The sequence below is a fragment of the Achromobacter sp. Root83 genome, assembly GCF_001428845.1.
Lineage (GTDB): Bacteria > Pseudomonadota > Gammaproteobacteria > Burkholderiales > Burkholderiaceae_B > Achromobacter.
Genome location: NZ_LMIU01000001.1, coordinates 658774 through 685001 on the forward strand (window position 1 = coordinate 658774; position 26228 = coordinate 685001).

The 26228-nt window shown below is 61.1% G+C and carries 24 protein-coding genes; 6 read left to right on the forward strand and 18 right to left on the reverse strand.

Annotation, left to right across the window (positions count from 1 at the left end; genetic code table 11):
- The first annotated feature begins 137 nt into the window (after positions 1-137).
- Complete coding sequence (locus ASE30_RS02940; RefSeq protein ID WP_235515168.1) at positions 138-1184, forward strand: zinc ribbon domain-containing protein; 1047 nt, start codon at positions 138-140, stop codon at positions 1182-1184.
- Positions 1185-1190: 6 nt separating this feature from the next.
- Here ASE30_RS02940 and ASE30_RS02945 read toward each other — a convergent pair whose 3' ends face one another.
- Together ASE30_RS02945 and ASE30_RS02950 are read right to left on the reverse strand one after the other, a co-directional pair.
- On the reverse strand, positions 1191-1766 hold the full coding sequence (locus ASE30_RS02945) for a hypothetical protein (RefSeq protein WP_156407517.1): 576 nt from the start codon (positions 1764-1766) through the stop codon (positions 1191-1193).
- A gap of 224 nt (positions 1767-1990) precedes the next feature.
- On the reverse strand, positions 1991-2779 hold the full coding sequence (locus ASE30_RS02950) for a DUF899 domain-containing protein (RefSeq protein WP_057282738.1): 789 nt from the start codon (positions 2777-2779) through the stop codon (positions 1991-1993).
- A 486-nt stretch (positions 2780-3265) separates the two neighbouring features.
- On the opposite strand from ASE30_RS02950, the gene ASE30_RS02955 reads away from it, so the two are divergent.
- Positions 3266-4525 carry a PD-(D/E)XK nuclease family protein gene (locus ASE30_RS02955; RefSeq protein ID WP_057282739.1) on the forward strand — a complete coding sequence of 420 codons (1260 nt, stop codon included), beginning with the start codon at positions 3266-3268 and terminating at the stop codon, positions 4523-4525.
- A 160-nt stretch (positions 4526-4685) separates the two neighbouring features.
- Here ASE30_RS02955 and ASE30_RS02960 read toward each other — a convergent pair whose 3' ends face one another.
- Entirely contained in the window at positions 4686-5585 is a 900-nt protein-coding gene (locus ASE30_RS02960) for a LysR family transcriptional regulator (RefSeq protein WP_057282740.1), read from the reverse strand.
- A gap of 110 nt (positions 5586-5695) precedes the next feature.
- Between ASE30_RS02960 and ASE30_RS02965 the strand changes: the two genes are divergently transcribed.
- Complete coding sequence (locus tag ASE30_RS02965) at positions 5696-6724, forward strand: NADP-dependent oxidoreductase (RefSeq protein ID WP_082601424.1); 1029 nt, start codon at positions 5696-5698, stop codon at positions 6722-6724.
- An 18-nt stretch (positions 6725-6742) separates the two neighbouring features.
- On the opposite strand, the gene ASE30_RS02970 is transcribed toward ASE30_RS02965, so the two are convergent.
- The 7 genes from ASE30_RS02970 to ASE30_RS03000 all read right to left on the reverse strand — a co-directional run bounded on the left by ASE30_RS02970 (position 6743) and on the right by ASE30_RS03000 (position 15056).
- Positions 6743-7165, reverse strand: a complete 423-nt coding sequence (locus ASE30_RS02970; RefSeq protein ID WP_057282742.1) for a hypothetical protein — start codon at positions 7163-7165, stop codon at positions 6743-6745.
- A gap of 37 nt (positions 7166-7202) precedes the next feature.
- Positions 7203-9116, reverse strand: coding sequence for a DUF4157 domain-containing protein (locus tag ASE30_RS02975; RefSeq protein ID WP_082601425.1), 1914 nt, complete (start codon positions 9114-9116; stop codon positions 7203-7205).
- Positions 9117-9404: 288 nt separating this feature from the next.
- Entirely contained in the window at positions 9405-10391 is a 987-nt protein-coding gene (locus ASE30_RS02980) for a tripartite tricarboxylate transporter substrate binding protein (protein WP_057282744.1), read from the reverse strand.
- A 39-nt stretch (positions 10392-10430) separates the two neighbouring features.
- The gene (locus tag ASE30_RS02985; protein ID WP_057283250.1) at positions 10431-11579 is read right to left on the reverse strand and encodes a mandelate racemase/muconate lactonizing enzyme family protein; all 1149 of its coding nucleotides are present in this window, start codon (positions 11577-11579) and stop codon (positions 10431-10433) included.
- 72 nt (positions 11580-11651) lie between these two features.
- Positions 11652-12560 (reverse strand): NAD(P)-dependent oxidoreductase, encoded by a 909-nt coding sequence (locus ASE30_RS02990; protein ID WP_057282745.1) that lies wholly within the window; start codon positions 12558-12560, stop codon positions 11652-11654.
- A gap of 31 nt (positions 12561-12591) precedes the next feature.
- The gene (locus tag ASE30_RS02995) at positions 12592-14052 is read right to left on the reverse strand and encodes an NAD-dependent succinate-semialdehyde dehydrogenase (RefSeq protein WP_057282746.1); all 1461 of its coding nucleotides are present in this window, start codon (positions 14050-14052) and stop codon (positions 12592-12594) included.
- Between the two features lie 23 nt (positions 14053-14075).
- Entirely contained in the window at positions 14076-15056 is a 981-nt protein-coding gene (locus ASE30_RS03000; protein WP_057282747.1) for a D-glycerate dehydrogenase, read from the reverse strand.
- A 174-nt stretch (positions 15057-15230) separates the two neighbouring features.
- On the opposite strand from ASE30_RS03000, the gene ASE30_RS03005 reads away from it, so the two are divergent.
- Positions 15231-16019, forward strand: coding sequence for a FadR/GntR family transcriptional regulator (locus ASE30_RS03005; protein ID WP_057282748.1), 789 nt, complete (start codon positions 15231-15233; stop codon positions 16017-16019).
- Between the two features lie 427 nt (positions 16020-16446).
- On the opposite strand, the gene ASE30_RS03010 is transcribed toward ASE30_RS03005, so the two are convergent.
- From ASE30_RS03010 to ASE30_RS28840, 3 genes are all read right to left on the reverse strand, one after another.
- Complete coding sequence (locus ASE30_RS03010; protein WP_057282749.1) at positions 16447-16779, reverse strand: hypothetical protein; 333 nt, start codon at positions 16777-16779, stop codon at positions 16447-16449.
- Positions 16780-16782: 3 nt separating this feature from the next.
- Entirely contained in the window at positions 16783-17361 is a 579-nt protein-coding gene (locus ASE30_RS03015; protein WP_156407518.1) for a hypothetical protein, read from the reverse strand.
- Positions 17362-18227: 866 nt separating this feature from the next.
- Complete coding sequence (locus ASE30_RS28840) at positions 18228-18644, reverse strand: hypothetical protein (protein WP_156407519.1); 417 nt, start codon at positions 18642-18644, stop codon at positions 18228-18230.
- 156 nt (positions 18645-18800) lie between these two features.
- Between ASE30_RS28840 and ASE30_RS28845 the strand changes: the two genes are divergently transcribed.
- Positions 18801-20273, forward strand: coding sequence for a hypothetical protein (locus ASE30_RS28845; RefSeq protein WP_156407520.1), 1473 nt, complete (start codon positions 18801-18803; stop codon positions 20271-20273).
- 672 nt (positions 20274-20945) lie between these two features.
- Here ASE30_RS28845 and ASE30_RS03020 read toward each other — a convergent pair.
- Positions 20946-21371: a helix-turn-helix domain-containing protein gene (locus ASE30_RS03020; RefSeq protein WP_057282751.1), complete on the reverse strand. Its 426-nt coding sequence runs from the start codon at positions 21369-21371 to the stop codon at positions 20946-20948.
- Positions 21372-21437: 66 nt separating this feature from the next.
- Here ASE30_RS03020 and ASE30_RS03025 point away from each other — a divergent pair, with 66 nt between their 5' ends.
- A complete protein-coding gene (locus ASE30_RS03025) occupies positions 21438-22847 on the forward strand; it encodes an MFS transporter (RefSeq protein WP_057282752.1) in 1410 nt (469 codons plus the stop codon).
- A 214-nt stretch (positions 22848-23061) separates the two neighbouring features.
- On the opposite strand, the gene ASE30_RS03030 is transcribed toward ASE30_RS03025, so the two are convergent.
- Genes ASE30_RS03030 through ASE30_RS03045 form a run of 4 tightly spaced genes read right to left on the reverse strand, consistent with a single transcriptional unit; the run spans position 23062 to position 26227 of the window.
- Positions 23062-23835 (reverse strand): quinone oxidoreductase, encoded by a 774-nt coding sequence (locus tag ASE30_RS03030; RefSeq protein WP_304438806.1) that lies wholly within the window; start codon positions 23833-23835, stop codon positions 23062-23064.
- 40 nt (positions 23836-23875) lie between these two features.
- A complete protein-coding gene (locus ASE30_RS03035) occupies positions 23876-24841 on the reverse strand; it encodes a tripartite tricarboxylate transporter substrate binding protein (protein WP_057282754.1) in 966 nt (321 codons plus the stop codon).
- 37 nt (positions 24842-24878) lie between these two features.
- The gene (locus tag ASE30_RS03040) at positions 24879-25418 is read right to left on the reverse strand and encodes a carboxymuconolactone decarboxylase family protein (RefSeq protein ID WP_235515169.1); all 540 of its coding nucleotides are present in this window, start codon (positions 25416-25418) and stop codon (positions 24879-24881) included.
- The gene (locus ASE30_RS03045; protein WP_057282756.1) at positions 25409-26227 is read right to left on the reverse strand and encodes an SDR family NAD(P)-dependent oxidoreductase; all 819 of its coding nucleotides are present in this window, start codon (positions 26225-26227) and stop codon (positions 25409-25411) included. Before ASE30_RS03045 ends, ASE30_RS03040 begins: the two co-directional genes overlap by 10 nt.
- Position 26228 lies beyond the last annotated feature (1 nt).

Below are 26228 nucleotides of genomic sequence, written 5' to 3' on the forward strand. Positions count from 1 at the left end.
TTCCTTTTTTTATGGATGACCAACGATGCACATCTAAACGTCTCCTGGCAGCAGGTTACCCCGGTCCGCCGCGCCCAGGGGCCGCACCGGCCCGCCTGCAAGAAAATAGGCGGCCGCCAACGGTTTAACATCCCGCCATGTTTCTGCTTATCTTCTTCTGGATCGCGCTTGCCATCGCGGTTGGCGTCCTGGCCACGGGCCGGGGGCGCAAGGGTTTCGGGTGGACTGTGCTGGCTTGCCTGATCAGTCCGCCGCTTGCAGGCCTTTTCCTGATGGTCATCGCCGACCGATCCCCGCACGCCAGCCAGCCTGTCCCGGCCACGCATATCGATTGCCCCCACTGCGGCAAGCGCATTCTTCGCGAGGCGCGCGTGTGCCGCCATTGCGGCGGCGCCGTGACGGACGCCGGGGACGGCGGCAAGCCGACGACCCTGCGGGAAGGCTACTGGTACGACTATCCCGATCCCTCGCTCGCCCTGAGCCGGACCGGCAAGCGGGTGGCGCTTGCACAAGCCAACCCGCCCTGGCTGGTGGTCGATCAATCCCTGGCCACCATGGTCATCGGCAGCCGCTGGCCAGGGCAGCTCTGGCGCGTACGCGTCGAAGAACTGGGCGACATGTCCGGCCTGGTGGCGCAGCCGGGGTACTGGCGAGCCTCGGCGGTCGAACTGCTGGAGGAAGTGCCCTTGTCGGCCTTGTTCGGTCCGAACGGCGATGCCGTGCTGGAGATCCTTGCGAAAATCCGTGGCCTGTCGCGAGCAGAGGCGCAAGCGCTGGCCGACAACCTGCCGCCGGATGCCTGGATGGCCTGCAGTCGCGCCTGGATGCGCTGGTCGCAGCAGGACGGCGAGCCGGCAGGCGGCTGCGAGGAGGAGTGGCGCGGCACACTCGCCGCCTCGCGGCGCGTCGACAAGGCGCGTTCCCCGGTCCATTCCGGCTTCCTGGTAATCCACGCCCAATTGCGGCAGCGCGCCTCGGACATCGACGGCGACCGCGCCTTCATCCTTGTCGAGGAAGACGGCGAAACCGAACAGATACTGGCGCCGCTGTGGCAAGGCGCATGCGACGCCTTCCTGTTCGCAGGGATGGCGCGAGCCGCGCCGCAGTATGTGTCCGACGAAGACGCCGTCGTGCTGGGGCAAGCCTGCGCCCGCGTTTTTGGCGGGGCCAGCCAGCGCGCGTGAAGGTGGTCACACCGCTTCGTTCAAAATCCCCTTGGCTCGGCGGACCGTGATGACCGCGGCCCAGACCGCCAGGATTAGGGCGACCCATGCAACCAGGCCACGCTGGAATTTGCGCGACAGATTCCATTCATGGACCTGCTTGGCATCGACCAGCGTTTCCTCGCCCTTGCGCACGCCATAGACCCGTACAGGAATGGCCATGTTGTATTCCAGGGCGATCTTGCTGTCCGTGAGTTGCGCTTCGTTTTCGAGCACCATGAACTCCACGGTCTCGCCCTCTGTGTATGGGACCCTGTAGGTTGTTTCGTAGAACTTGAACACCATGTAGGGATAATTGCCCGAATACACGCAAGCGACGCCGTAGGACTGCCACCGCCCCCGTATTTTGGCCTTGGTTTCGCAGCTTGCCACCTTGTCCACGCGTAGCTGGATGGTGTTCAGCTTCGCGGGATCGTAGGGCAAAGGAATGTCCTTGGCCATGCCGAAGAACTGGATGGAAACAAGACCCAGGACCAGCACTGCAAGCGCGGGAAGGCGGCAAGGCCGAAAGGCTCGCTTCCAGTCAGCCAGTTCACTGCCCACGCTGGCCGGCTCCGGAATGCTGGTGGCCTGTGGATGGGCCGTTTTCGATATTCATGGGGCGCGCTGCAAGAATTGCGATCGCGCATATCTTAAAGCACGCCCCTGGGCCCCGCGCCCGCGCGTGGCGCTTCCCTGGGGCCCGCGCTTGCGCGCGGCGGTTCCCTGGGACTCGCTCGCGCAGCGCTTATCTCGCATCGCGCGAAGGCTTGCGTCGTACGCCTTGCCTACGTCCCCTCGCAATGATTCCTGAACGCCTTCTCTCCCGCATCGGAAACCTCTACCCATTTCTGGTCCGGCGGCGCGTCAGGCACGTAGCTGTCATGCCAGTTCCACCATTTATAGGCCGGCGTCTGGGGATAGCCCGCCGGTGAATCTTCCCAGGCCTCCTGCCGGCCCAACGGTGTGATGTCCAGGTAATTCCACGTCCCGCCCATCTGCTCGTCACCACGGTTGTTCAGGAAGTAGGTGCGGAACACGCGGTCTCCGTCGCGAAAGAACACGTTCGTCCCGTGCCATTCGTCCACGCCGAAGTCGGCATCGAAACTGTCGGTCAGGGTGAACCACGGCATCGTCCAGCCCATGCGCGCCTTCAAGCGCGCGATGGCGTCCTGCGGAGCGCGCGACACGAAGACCAGCGTGGTGTCGCGGGCGTTCAGATGCGCCAGATGCGCAACCTGGTCGGCCACCATGGAACAGCCGCGGCAAGCGTGCTCCGGCCAGCCGTAAACGCCGGGTTCGAAGAACGCCCGGTAGACGATGAGCTGACGACGGCCGTCGAACAGACCGGGCAGGGTGCGGAGGCCGGCGGGGCCTTCGAACACGTAGGGCGTGTCGACGGCCGTCCACGGCATGCGGCGCCGTTCGGCGGCCAAGGCGTCGCGGGCGCGCGTCTGGGCTTTTTCCTTCAGCAGAAGCTGCTGGCGGGCCGCCTCCCAGTTTTCAGGGGAGACAACCGGGGGCGTCTGCATGGCGGGGTTGGCGCCATTGGCTATGGGTTCGGTCGGCGTGCTCATGGCTTTGAAACCTCCTGGTTTGCGTCGATTTCCTTACCGCCAGGGAGACGGCGCCGTTGTGCGCGGAGTCTTGCTGGGGGGTGGGCCAGGGATAGTTTGGCACTGGGGATCGGGCGCAGGGGGTAACAAATGTGGCGCTATTTGGACGGAGGCCGCCTAGCAAGGGAGTCGGCAATTCCCCAGCATGGCGATGCTTCCCGAAAAAACTTCCAAACTTCTACCCGATCCGGAACCAGCGTAAGCGAAGCCGTTTCAGGCTGGACGAGCGGTATCCGTTCGCCGTCATCATGGATTGGGCTTGGTAACTGAGGTAACATTTGGATTCTAATACCGCTCCGGATGTTTCCGGAATGGATACATATTCGCGTCGGCGATGCGAAAGATCTGGATCGCTCTGAACTGACATGTGACCAGCCGGAATTCTTGGAATTCTCACGCTGTACAAAAATTTAAAACCCGCCCCAGGGCAAGAATCTAGGTAAGTTAATGGATCAATTAGTAGATCATTTCTTTAGTGATTCGAATGTGCAGCGTCTCGTGGCGTCGACCGCGACGTGGGAACCTCTTCAAATCTGCTATCCGAAAGAAGTTAATGTTTCGAGGTTCATCGCGTGGCTATTGGATCCGACCGAGGGCCATGGGTTAGGCGATCTTGCAATTCAGTCGCTGCTGGTGCGTGCGTGGGTGCAGAGCGATCAGGCCGAGCTCGACCTGCCCACTCTCCGATTTCTTTCGCCCGCCAACATACAGACCGAAGGCTTTTCGGCATCCATGGTGACCACCGAGGTGAATCTCGGCGGCCGCCACTTGGATATCCTCGTGGTTGATCCCAGCCGCAAGCGCTACGTCGCCATCGAGAATAAATTCGGTGCGAACCAGTCTGCTGGCCAATTGAAGGATTATCGCAAGGCGCTGGAGAAGCTGTTTCCGAGGTATCTGGGGGTTCACATTTTTCTCGACTCGAATGAGGCTGAGCCGAAGGATCCCTCCTGGATACCCATCGGATACGACTGGCTAGCCGAGTTTCTGCATGAAGCGGAGGCCCGTGAAGCCACTGCGGAGCACGTGCGAAGCGCACTCTCGCAATTTCGCAGGGTGATCGAGGAAGAAGCGGACGAAGCCGTGGCGGAGACGAGCTACGGACGACTGGTGACCGAGGTCGCCAGCACGCATACCGACGTGGTTGGTTGCATGGCGGACTGGTCGGTCGAATCCAGTAAAGGCGCCAGGGCGCACATGCTGGCGCATTTGGCGGGAAATGCCGATACGCTGCAAGGCAAAGCGATGCTGCGGCTCTTCCAGCTCTACTGGCGGCGGACGTCCGTGTGGGACGACTGCATCCGACAAATGCAGTTCGCCCCCTTCATTCATGCCATGCGCGCGAAATTCACGGACCTCATCGTGAATGCCAAGCGTGTGAGAATTTCGTTTTCTCTGCGTGAATGGCACCCGTTGGTGGAGATGGACGCGAGGTACTTTCCCGCCGGTGTTACGGTTTGGCGTACGGGTGAGACGTTCAGGGTGATTACGTTCATTCAAATGAACGATGTGCGCTTGGACCGGCGTGAAGACGTCTTGAACGCAGCGTCACAGGCGCGTGAGGAAAATGGAATCAAGCGAAAGGTCCACGAAGAGCAGTCCTTTGTTGTACTTCGTCGACGGAAGGATTTAAGCCTGGAACGGGCCGTTGAAGAGGCCGTTGCGCAGCTTCACTATCTTCAAGAGATTCTTCCTTATTCTCCTTGATGGAAGCTCGCTCGGGCGGTTTTCCAGAAAACCGGTAAATCAAGATTAATCGTCCGAGCAGTATTCAATCGAGTCTCCACCCGTTCCGGTCTCCCCTCATCGTTGAGGGCCGCCAGGCAAAGCTGCGCCTGCCGTCCTGTCGCAAGCGGCTACGGGCGTGTCAGGCGGAGATAAGTCCCGCTTCTTGCGGCAGCCTGGGAGCGGTCCATCCGCGCAGGCTCTCGCGTAGCAGCGACACGGCGGCCTGGCCGCTTTCGTTCAGCCGCTTCGACGCATACATCCCGAACTGCGCGCTCAACCCCGGCGCGCCGTCGCCTCCGATCGAAATGACGCGCATGGTATCGGCCCGCAAGCATTCGGTCGTCAGCACCGCTACGCCCAGGCCGTTCTCGACGGCCGCGATCGTGGCGCCCACATTGTGGCTGGTCAGTGAAACCCGGAAGTCCCGCCCGGCCGCGGTCAGCGCGTCAAACACCAGCCGGCGCCACGAGCAGGGCTCGGCATAGACGATCATGTCCAGCGGCTGGTCCGGGTCGGGCATATCGTCGATGCCGCACACCCAGTGCAGATCCACCGCCCAGGTCTCGACGGGCTCATCCACGAACGCCGCGCAGACGCCCACCGCGACGTCCAGCATGCCCTCCTGCCAGCGCGCGGCAAGCCGCTCGCCATCGTCGATCACGATTTCCAGATGCATCTGCGGGCACGAACGCCTGAGCCGCCCCAGCGCGGCCGGCAAGGCCGCCACGGCAACGTCCTCCGACAGGCCGATCCGCACGCTGCCGGCGACGGCGCGTTCGCGCAGCCGCGCCGCGGCCGTCTCGCCCAGCGCCAGGATGCGGTTGGCATAGCTCAGCAGCAGTTCGCCTTCGGTCGTGGGCGACATGCCCCGCCCGGTGCGATGCAGCAGGCGCTTCCCCACCATCTCTTCGAGCCGCCGGATCTGGGTACTGAGCGCCGACTGCGCGCGTCCGGCCTGATCCGCCGCGCGGCTCAAGCTGCCATGGCGGCAGACGGCCACAAAGGTGCGCAACAGGGCAGGGTCAAAGTCGGCTGACATTATCAATCCATTAAGTCTGAATTATGAGGTATCAGTCTACCTTTATCTCTTGAGGGTGCCTAGCATTGGCCTGTCGCTAACTGGCTGACCCAATCCAAGGAGATTTCCCCATGTCCGATATCCAAAACCTGCGCGTCGTCCTCGCGTCCCGCCCGGTAGGCCGGCCCCAACCCAGCGATTTCCGCTTCGAGCGCACGCCCATCCCCGAACCGCGTGACGGGCAGGTCCTGCTGGAAGTCCAGACCCTGTCGCTGGACCCCTACATGCGCTGGCGCATCAGCGACGCCAAATCCTACGCGCCGCCCATCGCCATCGGCGACGTGATCGTGGGCGGCACCATCGCCCGGGTAAAAACGTCGCGTCACCCCGATTGGCGCGAGGGCGACATCGTCCTGTCCGAAGCCGGTTGGCAGCACTACGCACTGTCCGACGGCAGCGATCTGCGCCGGCTGGACCCCGCCATCGCGCCGCCGTCCACCGCACTGGGGGTGCTGGGCATGCCGGGTTTCACGGCCTACGCCGGACTGCTCAACATCGGCCAGCCCAAGCCCGGTGAAACCGTCGTCGTCGCGGCCGCCAGCGGCGCGGTCGGCTCGGTCGTGGGGCAGATCGCCCGCATCAAGGGCGCGCGCGCCGTGGGCATTGCCGGCGGCCCGGAGAAGTGCGCCTTCGTGAAGAACGAACTGGGCTTTGACGCGGTGGTGGACCATCAGGCGCCCGATTTTGCGCAGAAACTGGCCGAGGCCTGCCCCGATGGCATCGACGTTTACTTCGAGAACGTCAGCGGCCATGTGTGGGATGCGGTGCTGCCGCTCTTGAACAACTTTGCCCGCGTGCCGCTATGCGGACTGATCGCCAACTACAACCACGGCCCTTCGGACCAGACCGGCCCCGATCGCCTGCCCGCGACGATGCGCGAGATTCTCTCCAAGAGCATCACGCTGCGCGGCTTCATCGTGTATGACTTCGCGGGGGCGCAGGAAGACGAGTTCCAGCGCGAGGCCGCGGGGTGGATCGCCGACGGCCGGCTGCGCTGGCGCGAGGATGTGGTGGAAGGGCTGGAGCAGGCGCCGGAAGCTTTCATCGGCCTGCTGGAAGGAAAAAACTTCGGGAAGCTGGTGGTGCGGCTGGGGAACTAGCCGTTACGCCCGGATCGTCTATTCCTCGGTACGCCAGGACTTGCGCCGCGAGGCCTTCGGTTTGGGCGCCACGCCCATGCGCGGGTCACGCGCCACCGCAAGCTCCGCCAGCATTGCCGCCGTGGCCTCGAAGGCCTCGTCCGATTGCGGCAAATACAGCCACTTGCCCAAGACCGGATGCGGCAGCAACTGCGGCAGATCCGCAAGCAGCGCCGCGTGGCGGTCCTGCGAGGTGCACACCATCACGCCGTTCCACGGAACGTCGCGATCGGCGACGATCAAGTACAGCAGGCCATCCAGGTACGCGGCATCGGCCCCGAACATCTTGCGGTGCGTGTAGCCGGCTTCCCGCTCCAGCGGTTCCAGGATCCACAGGAGCGAGTTCAGACGGGCGCCGCGTTGCTTTCTTGGCGGGGCGAAGGGATCGGGCGGGTTGCGCATGGGAAGGGAGTGTAGCCAAAAGGCCAGGAAGTCCCTGCTATTGCTCGGATCCTTCGAACAGCGGCGCGAGCGGCATGAGCGGTCCGTACTTCTTGAACTTCTTCCAATTCTCCGCCGCCTGGCGCAGTTCCTCGTTCTTCTGCGCCTCTTCAAGGATTTCCGTGATACGCGGCGCCAGTGCGGCGGACAGGTCGATGATGTCGTACGCGGTGTAGCCACGCTCCCAGCGCTCGCGCAGGGTCATGTCGTCGCCCTTGGCCCGCATGGCGCGCGTGGCTTCCTTCAGCAAGGCCTTGCGCTGATCCGCGGAGAGCCGTTCCGCGAAGGAGATCCCGGCAACCAGCCCCTGGACGAAACCCTTCTCGCGATAACCGGTCGTGGCAGCCACCTGGCTGGCCACGCTGCGGCTGATGACCTTCGGCGCCAGGTTGTCGCGTATCCAGCCCCGGCTAAGCCGCAGCAGCCCCGCGCACAGGCCCTGGCCAAAGCCCGAGCGCATGCCGTCGGCGCGCGCGGCTTCCTGCGCCTCGGCGTAGGTCATGGCGAACTGGACCATCAGCATGATCGCGTCCTGCGGACCCGGCATCAGGAAGTCGGCGACCCAGCCGGCCGCCGACCCGATCTTGCCGAGCGCGCTGGCGGCCCGTCCCTGGACCTTCAGGACCGAGCCCGCTTCCTCGGCCAAGGCCGCCGAGGTGGCCGCGGGCGCGGCCGCCGGCGCCTTTCCGTAGCGTTGCTCGAATTCCGCCATCCGGGGGGGGCCGGAGCCGACCTTCGGTTGTTCACCGGGAACGCGCGGCTTGGTCGCCGGCTGCTCTACCGGCAACTGAGGCATAGACGCTTTCGGACGGGGACGGGGCGCGGTCTCGGGGTGCTGGATAAACTTTTCGTTGGGTAGTCCAGCCTGCACGGCGGGCTCGCGCATGCTGGACAAAGAGCGATAGTGTCCCGAGCCGTCGTTCCAGGATTTCACCTTGCCGCCTTCGAATTCGACCTGTCCCGCCCAGCTCACTCGCTCGCCGCGCGCCGCTTCGGTGTGGCCGATCGCACCCATCGTCCTCTTGGACTTGACCGCGAAGATCTCGCCGTCCTTCACGACGAAGTCGTAATTGCCCCGCGCGGTTCTGCCGTACCTGCCCCCGACCTCCTTCCATGTGCCGTTGACGTTCTTTAGCCGTATGACGTCGCGAGAGGAGCCCAACGCGGGCGCGTCTCTCGGCAGATTGCCGTAAGTCGGGGCGCGCTGCAGCAGCATCGCGCCGTGCGCAGCAACCATGCCGGCCGCTCCGGATGATTGCTGGACCACGTGCGCCAATTCATGGGCCAGGAGCACACGTCCCGCAGCCGTGCCCGGCGCGTACTCACCGGCGCCCAGAACAACGTGATGGCCGACCGTGTACGCGCGTGCCTGAACGGATTCGGCAGCCTCGACGGCCCGCGCATCCGAGTGCACCCGGACATTGCCGAAGTCCTTGCCGAACCGCGGCTCCATGAAGGCCCGCGTCCTTGCGTCGAGGGAACTGCCGGGGGAGCGCAATACCGCAAGCATGGCGGGGGATGCGTCGGCAACGCTCGCGCCGCTCGGCATCGCGGAGTGCATTTGCAGATGCTTCCGTGCAGCAGTCCCTTGATCCGTTCGCCGCTGGAGCGGTGGGTCAGGCATACGCATCACCTGATCCGCGACCCGATCGGCCGCCTGTTCGAATTCGTCGCCCGGTTGGCTGATCGCTAGTTTGGTTTGGATGGAGAGGGCAGGGAGCGGGTGCAGGGGAATTCGACTGAGATCGTGGCCGAAGGGAGCGGCGCGGGTGTCGATCGCCTTGTCCTTTGCATCCCATTGATCGACGCCGGGCATCCTGTTCAGGGTTTGATTCCCGGCCGTCCCGCGTGCCGCCGTCTTGGCGGCCATACCCTGCCGAGCCGTTCTCGGTTGCTGTACGAAAGTGCGCATGATGTCACTCCGTCCGTTCGATTGGCAGATGCCCGGGAGTTCAAGGCGCCGATATGGGCCGGCCCGAATTTGCCGGATCTGTCATCGAGCATTGTCCACCTTTATGGGGGTTCGGAAAACCCAGGTCGGCTCGATCCGGCACTCAATGGGTCCCGAGCGCCGCGCGCCATGCAGCAAGCCTGGGTTTGCCAGGCTGCTGAAGGCGATATTTGCGGTCAAGGGATGTCGGGGTCCCTTCGCTGCGTGTCCCTCTCGACAGGTCGGGAGCCGTGAACGAGCGTCCGGCGGTTATTCGATCTTGATACCCGCGCGATCGATGACGCCGGTCCATTTCTTGACTTCGGCATTGACCAGTGCCTTGAACTCAGCCGGGGAACTGGCCACGATTTCTACGCCCTGTTTGCCGAATCTATCGATCACGTCTTTGTCCCGCAGCATGTCCGTCATGCCCGCATTCACTTTCTTCACGACATCCGTGGGAGTGCCTGCCGGGGCTTGCATGCCAAACCACACCGTGACCTCATACCCTGGCACGCCAGCTTCGACCACGGTGGGAACATTGGGCAGCAGCGGAGCGCGCTTGGCGCCCGTGGCGGCCAGCCCGGTGAGCTTGCCCGCGATGAGGTTGGGGTAGACGTTCGGCAAGTTGTCGAACAAGACATCGATATCCCCGGCAAGAAGGGCGGAAACAGCAGGCGCGCTGCCCTTGTAGGGAATGTGGGTCATCTTGGTGCCCGTCAATTCCAGAAACAGCTCCATCGACAGATGGTTCGATGAACCGGAGCCCGTCGAGCCATAGTTGAGCTTGCCCGGGTTGGCTTTGGCGTAGGCGATGAGCGCTTTGACGTCCTTGAACGGCGAATCGGCACGTACCGTAAGAATATTCTGGGTGCTGCCCGCCCAGATCACCGGCTCGAAATCCTTGAGGGCATCGTAGGGCATCTTTTCCCGATAAAGCCCGGGCAGGGCCGAGAACGGCAGCGGCGTGATCAATAAGGTATAGCCGTCGGGCACCGACTGCGCGACCATGGTGTTGCCGATCAAGGTGTTTCCGCCGGGTTTGTTCTCGACGACGACCGACTGCTTCCATGCCTTGGTGAGGTATTCGCTGGCCGTCCTGGCGAGGGTGTCATTGAAACCGCCTGGCGTATATGGGACAACGATACGGACAGGCTTGCTGGGGTAGGCTTCCGCCGCGTTGGCCAGGATTGGACTGGCCGACGCTAGCGTGAGACTCAGGCCTCCCAGCAGCGAGATCAGCTTTTTGATGATCATGATTGTCTCCTCGACCCTGGGGGTCTTGTATTTATTGATCTAGAACTTCACGACATATCCCGGCCCATCCACTGCTGGAAATTTATCGAATATGGACTCGTCGACTTCCACCCCCAGGCCGGGCCCGGCGGGCGGCTCCACGCAACCGTCTGCGCCGATCTTGAAGGTCGGGCCGAACATGTCCCGGAACGGATTGAAGTGCGAAACGCAGGCCTCGAAATACCCGGCGTTCTCTGTCGCAGCCAGAAAGTGCAGTGTTGCGGCGTGATTCAGCCCGGTTGCCGAGCTGTGCGCGTTGATGGGGATACGGAAGGCAGAAGCCATCGCGGCGATCCGCTGGGCCTCGGTAATGCCGCCGGTCTTGGACAAATCCGGTTGCCAGACCTGTACCGCGCCCGCCTCAAGCATCTGGGCGAACTCGAACCGCATGAAGTGATTTTCCCCGGCGGCAATGGGAACAAGCGGAGTGATCTTGGCCGCTTCGCGATAGGACGCGAAGTCGTTGCAGGCAAACGGTTCCTCAAGCCAACCCGCCTGAATGTCCGCCAGCACCGGCAGCACCCGGCGCGCCTGGGCAATGGTGTAGGCCGTGTTCGCATCGGTCAGGATATCGATGTCGTCTCCCAGCACTTTCCGTACGTGCAGGCAGCGTGCAATATCGTCTTTGACCGTGTCGCCAATACGCAGCTTGACCGCACGGTAGCCTTGCTCGATGTATGACTGTGCTTCTTCCGCGAGGGCCTGGGGCGCCTGGTATCCCAGGGCAATGCCGCCGGCGTAGGCAGGCAGGCGCTTGCGCGAGCCGCCCAATAGCTCATAGAGCGGCATGTTGGCGGCTTTGCCGCGGATGTCCCACAACGCCATATCGATGCCGGACAACGCCAAGGCGGTACCGGCCCCCAGACCATGGCTCGAAAACTGCATGCGATGCACACGCTGCCAGGCGCCCACGACGTCGGTGGCGGGCATGCCGACCAGGAGCGGCGACAGTGTGTTGTGGATGAGGCTGACAATGGCGCCCGGGCTGCGCCCCGGATGCGATTCCCCGTAACCCACGATGCCTTCGGATGTTTCCACGCGCACGATGATGGCATCGCGCTTCAACGTACTGCCTACCCCCATGGTCACTGTCTTGCCTTCAGGCAGACGGTAGGAAATTGGCACGGCGGTAATCTTGGTGATTTTCACGGGATCTCCTTTTTTGCACAGCATTCGCGATTGCCCGGGCGGACCGGGCGATACGCACGACTTTGGGTTGAGTCATTTCCCTGCGGCGGCAGCGGCCGGCGCGCCGCCAAGACTGTCGATCAGTACAGGTACCGGCGATTGTCCGAGGCCTGCCTGAGAGGCCTCGTCATAGAGCTGCCTGACTGCCAGGGCAAGCGCGCCATGAGCGCTTTGCTCGTCGGCCATGGTGCAGTAGTAGCCCATGTCCTTCAACGCATTGGAGATCGAGAACCGGAAGCCCGAAGGGTCTTGGGATTCGATATAAGGACGCAGGCGATTCAGCACGACGCCACCACCGCCGCCCGCCGCCAGGATGTCACAGAATGTCTTCGGGTCCGTCCCCGCCTGGTGTGCGCATGCAGCGGCTTCGGCCAAGACAGCCGAGAATCCAAGAGACACATAGTTGTGCAGCAGCTTCATCTGGTGACCGCAGCCCACGCCGCCTGCGTAGGCAATATTCTCGGCATAGCTTTGGAGCACGGGCAGGCAGTGTTCGTAGACCTGCCTGTCGCCACCCACGATCAGGTTCAGGCGGCCCTCCGCGGCCTCCTTGGGGGTGCGCGTCATCGGGGCGTCCAGGAAGTGGCCGCCCACATCCTGAACGGCTTTGGCGATCTTGCGGGTGGACGACGGGATGGCCGTGGAGCAGTCGATGACGGTGGTGCCGCGCTTAAGACCCTGCAGCACGCCGTTCTGCTGGAAGAGAACCTCTTCCACCTGGGGAGATCCCGTCACGCAGAGAATCAGGATGTCGACCTCCGCGGCCAGATCCGATGCCTGGCGACGGGTGCCTGCCCCGCCAGCAAGCAAGTCATCCAAAGGCTGGTTGCCCGGATGTTCCAGCACGGTCAACGGAAAGCCGTTGCGCAAGAGGCTGGCGCCTATGCCCGAACCCATCATGCCGACGCCGATCAGGCCGATACGCGGCTTATTTTCTGCCATGGAGAATGCTCCTGAAACAGTGCGATTCGACCTAGGCGGCGCCCAGGCCACCGGCGCAGATGTATTTGATCTCGACGTAATCGTCGACGCCGTATTTCGACCCTTCGCGGCCGATGCCGGATTCCTTGACGCCGCCGAAGGGCGCCAATTCGGTCGAGATGATGCCCTCGTTCAGACCCACGATGCCGGTTTCCAGCGCTTCCGCGACGCGCCACGCGCGGCGGTAGTCCGATGTGTAGAAATAGGCGGCAAGTCCGAACGGCGTATCGTTTGCCAGGTCGATGACTTCCTGCTCGTTGCTGAACCGTATCAACGGAGCAACGGGTCCGAACGTCTCTTCCTGCATCAGCTTGGCCTGACGCGACACATTCACAAGAATGGACGGCTCGTAAAACAAGCCGCCAAGTTCATGCTTGCGGCCGCCAATCAGCGCGCTCGCCCCGCCAGCGATCGCATCGTCCACGTGCTCTTGCACCTTGTCGATCGCCGCGTGGTCGATCAGCGGCCCCAGATCGACGTCCTCTTGAAGGCCGGTGCCCACTCGCAGGGACAGCACTGCCTGCTTGAGATGCTCGGCGAACGCGTCATAGATGCCGTCCTGTACGAAAATCCGGTTCGCGCACACGCAGGTCTGGCCGGCATTGCGAAACTTGGATGCCATGGCGCCGGCCACGGCCAGGTCGAGATCGGCGTCATCGAACACGATGAAGGGCGCATTGCCACCCAATTCCATCGACACTTTCTTCATGGTGCCCGCGCACTGTTGCATCAGCAGCTTGCCAACGCTGGTCGAACCGGTGAACGACAGCTTGCGGACCAGCGGATTGCTGGTGATTTCCTCACCAATGGTCCCGGAGCTTCCCGTCACCACATTGAGCACGCCAGGCGGAATGCCGGCTTCCTGGGCCAACATGGCAAGGGCGAGGGCGGAGTAGGGCGTGGACGAGGCGGGCTTGATGACAATCGTGCAACCGGCGGCCAGCGCCGCGCCCGCTTTGCGGGTGATCATCGCGTTAGGGAAGTTCCACGGAGTAATGGCCGCCACCACCCCGACAGGCTGCTTGATCACGATAATGCGGCGGTCGGCCGTGGCTGCGGGAATGACGTCGCCATAAACGCGTTTCGCCTCTTCCGCAAACCATTCCAGGAATGACGCACCGTAAGCGATCTCGCCACGGGATTCCTTTATGGGCTTGCCTTGTTCCAGCGTCAGCAGCGTGGCCAGGTCTTCCTGGTGTGCCATGCACAAGTCGAACCATCGGCGGATCAATTGCGCGCGCGGCTTGGCCGCCATTGCACGCCACGCCGGCAGCGCGCGGTTCGCCGCCTCGATGGCCTGGCGCACATCAGGTCCGCTTAGCGAGGGCACGGTGCCGAGCACGGTGCCGTCCGCGGGGTTGGTGACGTCTATGGTTTTACCGCCGGACGCATTGGTCCATTGGCCGCCTACATAGCATTGCTGCCGGAATAGCTCTGGTCGTTTCAGGTTCATCGGGAGTCTCGTGAAAGGGGGGGCTAGCGTGGATTGAGCAGGTTGTCGGGCGTGGCGCCCTGGTAGAGAGCGTCCAGGCCATTGATCAATAGCCAGCCCATGGCGTCGCGGGTTTCCCGGGTGGCGCTGCCGATATGCGGAGACAGGAATACGTTGTCCAGCTCCCGGTAGCGGGGATCAACATTGGGCTCGTTGGCGTAAACATCGAGTCCCGCGGCAAACAGGCGCCCGGTTGATAGCGCGCTGGTCAATGCGTCATCGTCCACCAGGTCGCCGCGCGATATGTTCACCAGCACGGCGCGCTCGGGCATGCACGCGATGCGTTCGGCGTTGATGATTCCCTTCAATTGGGGGGAACCGGGAGCCGCTATCACCAGCACATCGGCAATTCGCAGCGCTTGGTCGAGGTCCGCGTGGTAGATGGCGCCAGCGGCCAGTTCGGGCGCAAGGGCGCGCCGGTTGTGATAGTGGATTTCCATGCCGAACGCACGGGCGCGTGCCGCGACTTCCCGGCCGATGCGGCCCATGCCGAACACCAGGACCCGCTTTTCTTTCAGGCCTATGCCCAATAACTGGGTGGGGCTCCATCCCGGCCAGCGGCCGTCGCGCACCATGCGGTCCGCTTCGTATCCACGGCGGCATGCATTGAGCATCAGCATCATTGCGACTTCCGCGCAGGCGTCGCTGAGCACATCGGGCGTATGCAAGACGCCAATGCCCAACTCGCGCGCCGCAGCCATGTCGATGTGGTCGTAGCCTACCGAAAGCGTTGCGACGTAACGCAAGGTTGGTGCCAGTTGGCGCAGGACATGCTCGTTGATTTGCTCCGTTGCGCTGGCGAACAACACTTCGGATCCCCGCGCGGATTGCACGATTTCGTCGGGGGACAAGATGCCGTCGTGCTCATTGAGGCGCAGATCGTAACGCTCTGCCAGGGCGGCTTCGACGCTTTCGGTGAACCGGCGGCATAGGTATGCCCGGGGTGTTGTTGCGTTGGCTGCCATCTTCCGCCATGCCTCCCTTGTGGTTTTTTGATATTATTAATTTGTCGTACCAATTTATCAACAAACAACATTTCGGCCTGCTAGTGTTTGCCCTAAGCGCCGCGGCCAGGCCGCCAGCGACAGGGCAAGCATCCAGCCCGCAAGATGGAAGGGTCGAAGGGCGCTCGTCGAGTCATGCAAGAGAACAAGCAAAGCGGTGAAAGAACGCTGGCCGACCGGCTGACGGACATGCTGGCCGAAGAGATCCGCCGTGGCGCATACCCGGTGGATTCCAGGCTGCCCACCGAAAGATTCATGACGCAGCAATACGGCGTCAGCCGTACTGTCGTGCGCGAAGTGATTTCACGCCTGAAATCGGCGGGTCTGGTGGATACCCGCCAGGGCAGCGGGACGGTCGTGCTGGACCCAGCATCCAGTGACGCGTTCCGGCTGGGCACGCCTGACGAAGACCCGGCCCGTGGGGTCCTGCGCATCATCGAACTGCGCCGCGGACTGGAAGGCGAAATGGCCGCTTTGGCGGCGGAGCGGCGCAGCGCGCAGGACATGCTGCGCATCAATCGGGCGCTGGTCGAAATCGACAACGCTGTCGACCTGGGCGGTGATGGCGTGGAGGAAGACCTGGCATTCCATCTTGCCATCGCCAGGGCCACCGGCAATCCGCATTATCCGGAGTTGCTTGGCATGCTGACCCGGGCCCTGAAAGACGCCATACGGGTCACGCGTGGCAACGAAGCACGCCAGGCCCAACTGGCCGACGACGTGCGCAGCGAACACGAGGCGATACGCGCTGCAATCGAAAGCCAGGATATCGACGCAGCAAGGGCTGCGGCGTTTCACCATATGCTGAGCACCGCAAAGCGGATTCAGAACGTGGATCCGGAGTACTGGCAAGGCGCCAGTCGGGCGGCGGCTGGCAGGTTGGCGCGGACCCGGTTGGCGGCGGAGCTTCGAAAAAGAAAATAGGTTTGCCAGGCAGGAGGGCTGCGGCCGGGCTGATTGGACGCCCATGTGGTCTTGGGCTCTATCCCTCAGTGCATCAGGACCTGGCGGGCCGCGCCCGCAGTCTGGGTGCTACCCCGGAGCGGGGGGCGAGCTTGGGCAGGCTCTGCGAGCACTGTCGGCGTGGCCTCAAGGGTCTCGTCGGCTAGTGGGAATTAGGGTCATTTTCCCAGGAGCGGATGAGGCGGCAGATTTAGAATGTCTGCAAGTAGTGCAGTATTTCAAGTGCTTGGGGGCGACGATTCGTCAAGTCAGATGGGGCCTGTCCGAAGCTTTTGGCCATCTTTTCAGTACTATCCGCCGTTACCCGCCTCGAAGCCAATACTTGCCCTAGCTTATTTCGCCGCCATTACAACAACCACACAGGTCGCCAGATTTTTTGCGCCTGGGGTTAAAGAAGGGCGAATCCAAGTGCAGAGTTCACGATGTCCTTTACTGCCGTCAATGCAGCATTAATCGCTTCTTCGATCAGCACCAGTCCCATGCCTTTGAGTGTGAGCATTACCGCCCGAGTGGTGTTCTTCTGCATCTCCAACAGGACACTGGCAGTGCCTTCGGATATTTTCTTCCTCGCTCGGAGACTCTGAATCTGTATTAGAGTTCGTGCAAGCTTTTCGAACTCCGGCTCGGCATAATCCTCGATGTCCGGCCAACGTTTGTCGAAAACGCCCTTGGCCGCTGCCAGCATCGACGCAACCAAGTCTTCAAATTTGAGACTCGACATCGCTCACTCCTTGCTTGATTTATCACCGCGTTTTTTTGCCAACTCTGCCGCCATGATGGCGCCGAACAGCTGATTGAACATGGATTTAATGGGTAGGATGGCATCTCGCTCCAAGGTCACCTCGCCCCGTGCTTGCCGGTCAGCTTCCGCCCCAAAATCCACATTACAGTCCATCGAGAGATCTGGACCCATTTCACCGACAGCCTGGATCTGAGCCGCAGTCAGGGGCTTGTCAATAGAGGTGCACCGCTTGTTCAGGAGTACAAGGTACGCGAGGTTGGTGGTCGCCAGATCGATTTGTTCGATCGTAATCTTATTTTTGTATATTCCCTCGGCTCTTACTTTTAACGCAGTCAGGTCGACGCTCGCGCTCTCGTAGAATTTCTGATTATTCTTGAATTTTAGGCCTTCCTCTCCTGAGTTTTGAAGGGATACCAAATGACTGTCGAACTTTCTCTGCAGTGCTTGGGCGTCTCTGTCCGTGGCTTCGTCATAGTTTGAAATCAGTTGAACCGATGAGCACCCGCTTACCAATAAGACAAGAGCAGCCGGAAAGCAATAATTTTTATAAATGGCTCGCATGGGAGCACCTTTCTTCGGCAGGTATTAGAAATTCAGGATAGGCGTTACGCGCAACTATCACCGTTGCGCCAAACCGCGCCAATCCGGGGAAACTCTGTCGGCCATTTGGAAGTGTTGAGATGAGGGCTGCTCATCCTTTAGTGGTGGGCCGCACAAGCGGGATAAACGATTTATCCCGAATAGCCGGTCCGATCAATCATCTAGAACGTTGAATGGGTATATGCGACCTAATTCAGGTGCCGAGCGCGGAATTGTTGGGGGCGGTTGTGGTACGAAGGAGTGTGGATGGCACTTCACTCTGTCTGTCTGTCCGGCCGGTGGGTGGCAGGAAACCAAAGGGGCCGAGTTGGTCCGACCCCTGGGGGTGCTAGCGCGCATGCTCAGGTCTGCAAATTGATAAGGATCCTGTCGTGCTGTCGTACGGAGCGCGCACCTGAACTGGCCATGGTGAATGAGCAATCGTCCGAAAAGAGCCCCGGCCATGGCATACGCCATTGAGGTTGCCAGCAAAATAGCAGGGAGCCTTGTGTCCTTTCATAAGCTAGCTCCGCAGATCCGGAATTCGGACTGGAAATTTTTGCGAGGTTAAGCCACACACCATATTCTTCCAGCCCGAAAACCGGACTAGTCGGCGACCCCCGCCGCCAGGGCCATCTGCTTGCGCTGCAGGGCATTGCGTAGCGCGCCAGCCGCGGGCTGAATGAGTGCATCGTTCAGCCCCCCTGTTCCGCGGTCGCCATCGCGCCAATCAGGCCCCAAGCGAGCCCGGCTCCTATTCCCGCCTGCACACTGTTTCCTGCGGTGTTCTGTGAAATCCCCAAAGACACAGATATGTCCTGAATCGCTACGTCCACCTGTTTCTGCACTTAGACTTCAGAGGCGTCTGGGTTGTCCAGCTGAATAATTCTCTCCGAGCCCGTTACTACCAGCACCTTGCCCGGCATGGCAGCGTCCTTGGGCAGGTAGACTGCGCAATCGGCCACTATGACGAAATTTCGCGAGCTGTCTGGCGCAAAAGGTCCAGGCTTCAGAATTCGCTGGCTATAGCAGCGCGACGGTCCCTCATAGAACGTGCCGTGCGCATCTTGCCCCAGCGGACGATATTTACCAGCAGAAAGTCGCGAAAGCCAAAGATGCGTATATGGGAACGCCTCATCCAGTTGCAATGCTGCAATTTCCTTGCCCGCCGGCGTCTGGGAAGTAATTTGCGTTCGGCAACCGCCCCGGCCAAGCCCTAATCCAACCATGGGCAGCAGGCTTATCAGTCTGTTCAACGTACTCACGGGGTTTTCCTCTTATCTTTCCGCGTTGAAACTTGAAAGTGCTTCAGGTCATAATTGCAGGGGGGGGCGTGGCCATTGGAGGTTCGCAATCCCCAATTTTGGGTATGTTCTATTTGCGGGCTGAGCCTACAGTGAAATAACTGTCCAGCGGAGCAGATGATGCAACATGGTCAACCCAGCGATGACGTTTTGGATCAACGAATAGAGAAACGGCTTCTTTCGTTCCGGGATAGCCTAGAGCTTCAACTCGGGAAGGCAATGGAGGTAAAGCTGAAGGGCCACTTTGATGCTGGCGTCAAAATCTTAGGTTGGACATTTGGCCTAGTAGCGTTGGTATTTACGTTGTTCGGGATAAAAACTGCCATTGATCTGCGTGAAGCGGCGAGGACTACAGCTATAGACGAAGTTAAGAAAAAGCTTGCCGTAGATGATTCAACCTCGGAGTTTCGCAGGGATGTCGATCGAGTCATCGCTCGTGGTCTCATTAGCTCCTACTTTCTAGAAATGTCTAGAAGCAAGGAGAATCCTTTCGCTCTTGATCTCTCTATTTCCGATACGGATCTGCGCAGGTTGATTGATCTGGTGAAAGACAGTCGCTCCGAAGATCGGGATTTTCGAGACGCGGTGGACATACTTACTAGGTCGACGCAGATCAAAGAAGGAAATTCCGTTAGTCGCCTTTTGCTAGCGCTGGGGACTGCCGCAGATGAGGAATTTCGATGGATTCGTGGCCAGCCGGACAAGAGAGCAACGGTTTTCGAACTTTTTTTGGACGGGAGGCTCGTGCAAACAGCGCGGTCCCTTGTGGGGGATGACAAAACCGACAAGCGACTACTGATTGCTGCCACTCGATACCTTGCTAAGATGAAAGATGCCGAATCAGCGAAATCGCTAGAAAAAATTGCAGTTCGTAGTGACGAAGACATTGCTCACGAGGCAAAGCATGCCCTCGCTCGAATTATGCCCGAGTCGGCGGTGGTATCAGCGGCGCTCAAAATTGCACAAGATGCATCCGACGAAGCGATTGTATCTGCGTTACGTCTTGCTATTAGCGTTGCGCGGCCAGATCGTCTATTTTTTACGACCGATCCGAAAATGGCCACCCGGAATAAACTAGCGGCAGCGGTTTTGTCTGAAGTGATGGCGCGAGGTTACGTTTTGCGGCTTTCCAGAGTAATATCGACTAACAAGATGGGGCTGGCAATATCTAATCCCCAAAACATGTCGAGACTTTATTTTCTGCCGTCGCGGTTAATAAACGGGCCCGAATCAGAATTGTTCGGAAAAATTATACGGGACTCCAAAGATGCGAAAGCTGTAGTCGGAATGCTGCGATCTCTTTGTCTTGAGGATGATGACCGCTGCCACGGCGTAGTTCACGTTTCCCTCGAAAAAGAAGCCCTAATAGAGTTGAGTTCTGGTTTCACTCTTTCGGCTGCGGACGCACCCGCAGGGGTCTATCTGCGTCCTCGGTCTCCTGAGAAAAATGCTGACATTATTGCATCGTGGACCGATCAGGATAGTAATCGAAAGAGTTTGGTATTTAGTAAGTTAATAAATTCCAACGATATGCAATTTGAAATCAGGTCTGCCCGCGCATTAAGTGAGGATTTGGCCGAGAGTGAATGAGGGCGTTGACCTCCCTGCCAGTGCTCCAGCGCGGTAAACGGCTGGTTATCGAGCTTTCGAAAGCGCGACTCCGATCATCGCCATGTTTTAATGTAGCAGAGCAAATACCCGGGTGTTCAGAGGTCCGGGTTGCGGTTGCGTGGGCTAGCGCCCGAGAACGTCAAGCTCAAACGCATTGGGCCGCGTTTCCGGAAACGTAATCGGTTGCTTGGAATTGGTGCTAGCTAATCCCGTATCACGCCGACACCCCGGGAAAACAGTGCGTCCTACTGCCTGCAGATAGACACCGTACTCCTTGGGTCTCCTCACACTGACCCCCGCGCCTAGTGTGGCCAGGGTTTTTTCCACCTTGTCGTCATCCTCTACCACCACCTTGCGCGCAGCTTGGTAAAGCGCATGTCCTTGGGCACCCTCAGGCCGTAGATCGTAGGACTGCCCACTAGACGCGCGGGGGTTTATCGCTGAATACGGCGACCGGCCTCAGGCCGCCGACGCGTCGATATGCGCCTGGGCGGGATCCTCCGTGTACCTGATGAGTATCCAGCATGGACATGATTCGATTTGCATGTGAGGCAAACGGGGCGGCATTCGAGACAGGTATTATCGATTGCATCGAGTTAATGGTGTCAGACTGCAATCCGGTCGCGCGACATTGCAGTCCGACAGCAAAATTCAGGTGCGCTTTCTTGCTGTGCCGCCCGGAGCCGCATCGCGCTGCGCGATGTGCAAGAGTTTTTGAAATCGCGGGCAATTCATGTGGCTGGGGGCGGAACAATCGGCCACGTGCCGCAGCGTATCCCTTAGCGCCGACAAGCGGTGTATCTGTTGATCCAGCGCATCCGCCCGTTCGTGCAAGGTAGGGCGCGGCAGGTTTGGCAAGCCATCCTGGCCGAACATCCCCTTGATCTCCATCAGCGAAAATCCCGCCGCTTTTCCCAGGGCAATCAGCGTGAGCTGAGTCAGCGTTTCCTCGCTGTACTGACGGCGCAGGCCGCGTCTGGCACGCGATTCGATCAGCCCGAGCTCTTCGTAGTAGCGCAGGGCAGAGGCCGGCACGCCGCTGCGTTGGGACAGCACCCCAATATCGAGAAGATTCATGCTTGACCTCAAGTCAACTTGAAGTTGCATAGTAGTTGCCATTCGATATTCCGGAAAGAAGTTCCCATGTCAGACACCTCCAGCGGAAAGACGGCGGCCGTCAAGATGACGGCGCTTGCAGGCGCGACGTTATTGGCGTCGCTAGGCATCAGTATCGTGACGGTAGCGTTGCCCGCCTTGGCGCGGGCGTTCAACGCGCCGGTTTCAAGCGTGCAGTGGGTGGTGCTGGCCTATCTGGTGTCGGTCACGGTCACCATCACCTTGGCCGGCAAGCTCGGCGACCTCATCGGCCACCGCCGGGTGCTGATGGCCGGCCTGATGTGTTTCGCCCTGGCGTCGCTGCTTTGCGCCGCGGCGCCAACGCTGGGCGTGCTGATCGCAGGCCGCGCGATTCAGGGAGTGGGCGGCGCAATTCTCTTGGCCTTGCCGCTCTCGATTGCGCGCGAGGTCGTCCCCAAAGAACGGATGGGGTCGGCGATGGGCCTGTTCGGAACGGTGTCGGCCATCGGAACTGCACTGGGTCCTTCACTGGGCGGCGTACTGATCGGAGACCTTGGCTGGCGGGCAGCGTTCGTCCTGCTGGCGGGCTTGGGCGTCTGCACTTGGGTACTCGCCGCCCGGACTATTCCACCAGCGGCCTCGCGGCCCACTGCCTCGGCCAAATCGCTGGACTGGATCGGTGCGGCCGTGCTGGCCACGACGCTGGTGCTCTATGCGCTTGCGACCCTGGGCGGCAAGACCGGTATGGCGATCGATTCGCGTCTATTGCTGGGGTTGGCCTTGGTGGCGCTTGGCATCTTCATCTTCGTTGAATCGCGCGCCGCCTCTCCGCTTCTGCCTATGGCGCTCCTGCGCAACCCGATGACCCGTGTTTCGCTGGCCATGAACCTTCTGGTGTCCACGGCCATGATGTCCACGCTAGTGGTCGGCCCGTTCTTCCTGGCGTTCGGCCTGGGCTTGAGTGAAGCCGCGACCGGACTGGTCATGGCGATGGGGCCGCTTACGGCCGCCTTCTCGGGCATTCCGGCGGGGCGCATGACAGACCGCTTTGGCGCACGCAGGACGTTGCTCTTCGGCTTGGTGCAGACCACCATTGGCTTGGTTTGCCTGGCCGTCGCGCCCAGGTTCCTGGGGGTTGCCGGCTATGTCGTGGCCCTGATGATTCTTACGCCGGGTTTCCAGCTTTTCCTTGCCGCGAACAACACCGCCGTCATGCTGGGGGCGGTGGATGCGCAGCGTGGCATGCTGTCGGGGCTGCTTGGGCTATCCCGGAACCTGGGCTTCATGACAGGCGCATCCGTCATGTCCGGGTTGTTCGCAACAGCCATAGGTTCCCAGGGAATAGCGGGTGCAACGCCGGATGACGTGGCGAAGGCGTTCACCATGACGTTCATGGTCGCGGTAGGGCTTGGCGTGATTGCCCTGGTTCTGTCGTTATGCGGACTCGCCAAGCAAAGCGGCCCTCAGCCTTCGTGAGTGGAGGGCGGTCGTGGAGTTGCGCGAGCTTCGCTGCGTCTCGCGGCAACATTGTTTGCGTACGCGCATGGGCGCACTGCTTGAACCCACCGGCTTGGCGGACCGTGCAGTGATGAAACGTCTATGGAACGATGACGATCGAACCCGCGCTCTTGCGGCTTTCCGCCAGTGTGTGGGCATCGGCAACGTCCTCCAAGGCGACCCTGGCCGCGATCTATGCCTTGAAATACCCGCGTTGCATGGCTTCGAACACTTCCGCCGCGTTCTCGCGAAACGTTACCGGATCGGCATTGTGGGGAAAGACAGACGGCCGCGTCAGAAAAAGACATCCCTTCTTGTTCAGGAGTTCGGGATCGATGGAGGGAGCCGGCCCTGACGCGGCGCCGTACAAAACGACCATGCCGAATTTGGCTGTGCAGTCCAGGGATCCAAGAAAGGTGTTCTTACCAACGGAGTCATAGACCACGTCAGCCTTTCTGCCATCGCTTGCGTTGATGACCTGGTCGATCCAATCTTCCTCGCTGTAATTCACAGCGTGGTCACAGCCCGCATTGATGGCGATTCGGCATTTTTCAGGCGAGCCGGCCGTGCCGATCACGGTGGCTCCCAATGCCTTGGTCCAACCGCTCAGGATCCGCCCGACGCCGCCCGCAGCCGCGTGGACGACGACGATGTTCCCCTTCTTGACCGGAAAGGTCTTGCGAACCAGATACTGCGCGGTCATGGCCTTGAAAAAAACGGCAACGGGAGTTTCGTCGTCTATCCCCTCGGGAATGCGTGCAAGCTTTTCGGCCGGAACGTTACGCCGGCTTGTATATGCGCCAACGCCGGCATTCATGTAGACCACATGATCGCCGACGCGGAAATCGGTAACGCCCGGACCAATCATTTCGACAATCCCCGCGGCTTCGTGACCCAAGCCGGTGGGCAAGGGAAGAGGGTACTTGCGGCCCGCTGCCAAACTTGCGTGGACAGCAGGCGCCTTCATCCCGCGCTTGTGCGCTTCTGGTCCGGCAGGGAAGAGGGAGCTACTCCCGTATCAGGCCGACACCCCGGGAAAACAATGCGCGCTGCTGCTGCAGATAAGCACCATATTCCTTGGGGTCCATTACACTGACCTCCGCCCCTAGCGTGGCCAGGGTTTTTTCCACCTCGGCGCCATGCTCGGCCACCACCTTGCGCGCGGCCTGGTAAAGCGCATCGATCACCTGCGGCGGTGTGTCCTTGGGCGCCATCAGGCCGTAGATGGTCGGGCTGCCGACGTCGTAGCCCAGCTCCCGCACGGTCGGCACGTCCGGGTAGGCGACCAGGCGCTTATCGCTGAATACGGCAAGCGGCCTCAACCCGCCGGCGTCGATATGCGCCTGGGCGGGACCCACCGCCGAGACCGCGATGTCGGTATGTCCGCCCAGTAACGCGGTTACCGCCGGGGTACTACCCTTGAACGGGATATGGCGCAGGGTAATCTTCGCTTCGGAAGCAAAGAGTTCTCCAAGAAGATGGCTGATGCCCATGGCGCCCGATGTGCCATACGCGATGGCGTCGGGGCGGGCCTTGGCATCGGCCACCACATCGGCCAGGGTCTTGTATCTGGACTTGGACGGTGCAACGATCATCATGCCGCCCAGCGAAATCCCGGCCACGGGTGCGAACGAATCGGTCGTGTAGGTGACCTCCTTATTGGCCAGCGGCACCACCACAAGCGAACCGGGAGAGCTTCCCACCAGCGTATATCCGTCTGGCGCCGCGCCGGCCGTGAACGCGGCGCCTATGCCGCCGCCCGCACCAGGCTTGTAGTTCATGACCAAAGGCTGGCCCATGTATTGCCCCATTTTCTCGGTGATGGGCCGCAGCATCCTGTCGGTGTCGCCCGGTGAAAAGGGAATGACCAGTTGAACCGGCCGGTCGGGATAGGGCTGCCCGGCGTAGGCCGTCGCACTCAGGGCCAAGCCCAGCGTGCACGACGCCACGATGCCTCCGAAATACTTGCGCATTGTTGTCTCCCATTATCGTTATGACGGACTTTGCCGTTTACTCGTGATCGACTTGTATGGCTTCCAGAAAACGCGACACCATGTTGTAGGCGGCGATGGTCGCCGTGATCTCCACGATCTCTTTCTCGTCGAATGATGCTCGCAGCGACGCGAAGGTTGCCTCGTTGACCCGGATGTCGCGCGTCATCGCATCGCAGTACGCAATGGCCGCTTGCGCCTTGTCATCCAGCGCGCCCCGGTCTCCCGATTTCAGGGCCGCCACCTGTTGCTCGGTGCAACCTTCCTTCAGCGCGATGGGCAGATGCTGCTCGAACTCGTAGTCGGCCTGGTTCAACACCGCTACCCGCAGGATAAGCATCTCTCGTATCCGGGCAGACAGGCCGCTCTTTTGGCGGATGGCTGTCAGATAGTTCAGCCAGCCCTCGGCGACGGGCGGACTGTTCAGCAGCATCCGGTACAGATTCGGCAGACTGGCGCGCTCGTGCTGTATGCGCTGGACCAGTTCCCGGGTTTCTGGCTTGGTGACATCCGCATAGGAGATTCTCGCCGTCGTGGGTTCCCTTTGTCTCAATCGCACCGTGCGCTCATGCCGCCATCTACGACGAGCTCGGTGCCGGTTATGAACCTGGCTTCGTCCGAAGCCAGGAAGAGCACGGCGTTCGCCGTGTCGCGCCCGTCCCCTTCGAAGGGCAGGGGAATGCGTTTCCGGCGCTTTTGCAGCAAGGCCTCGATATCGCCGGCGGCCTGCTGCACAGCCAGGAAGGCATCCACCAGCGGCGTGTGCAACTGGCCCGGCAGCACGGTGTTTATCCGCACGCCCCACTGGGCGTACTCAACCCCGGCAACCCGGCCAAACTGCATCACTCCCGCCTTGGCGGCCGCATAGCCGACCTGCGGCGCGCCCGTCCAGCGAATCGCGGACGTAGACGAGACATTCACCACCGCGCCCGCGCGCTGGCGCGCCATGATGGGCAGCACATGCCGGCACGTGGTGAACACCGTGGTCAGGTTCAACGCCAGCTGCTTCTGCCAATCGTGCTCTGACAACGCGCCCGGTCCGCCCGCGATTGGCCCGCCGATGTTGTTGACCAGGATGTCTATCCGGCCGTGCCTTTGCAGCGTCTGCTCGACCAGTGCGGCAACTTGACTCGAATCTTGGACATCGCAGATCTGCGTCTCGATGCGATCACGGGATTGGCCGGCACGTTCCAACGTTTCCGGCAGGGAATGCACATCCTTGTCCACCGCGACCACCATGGCGCCTTCCTGTGCCAGACGCACCGCAATCGCGCGCCCATTGCCCCATCCGGGGCCGGTGCATCCGGCGCCAAAGACCAATGCCACCTTGCCCGCCACCCGTCCTGTCTGGCTGTTCTCTTCGCGCATG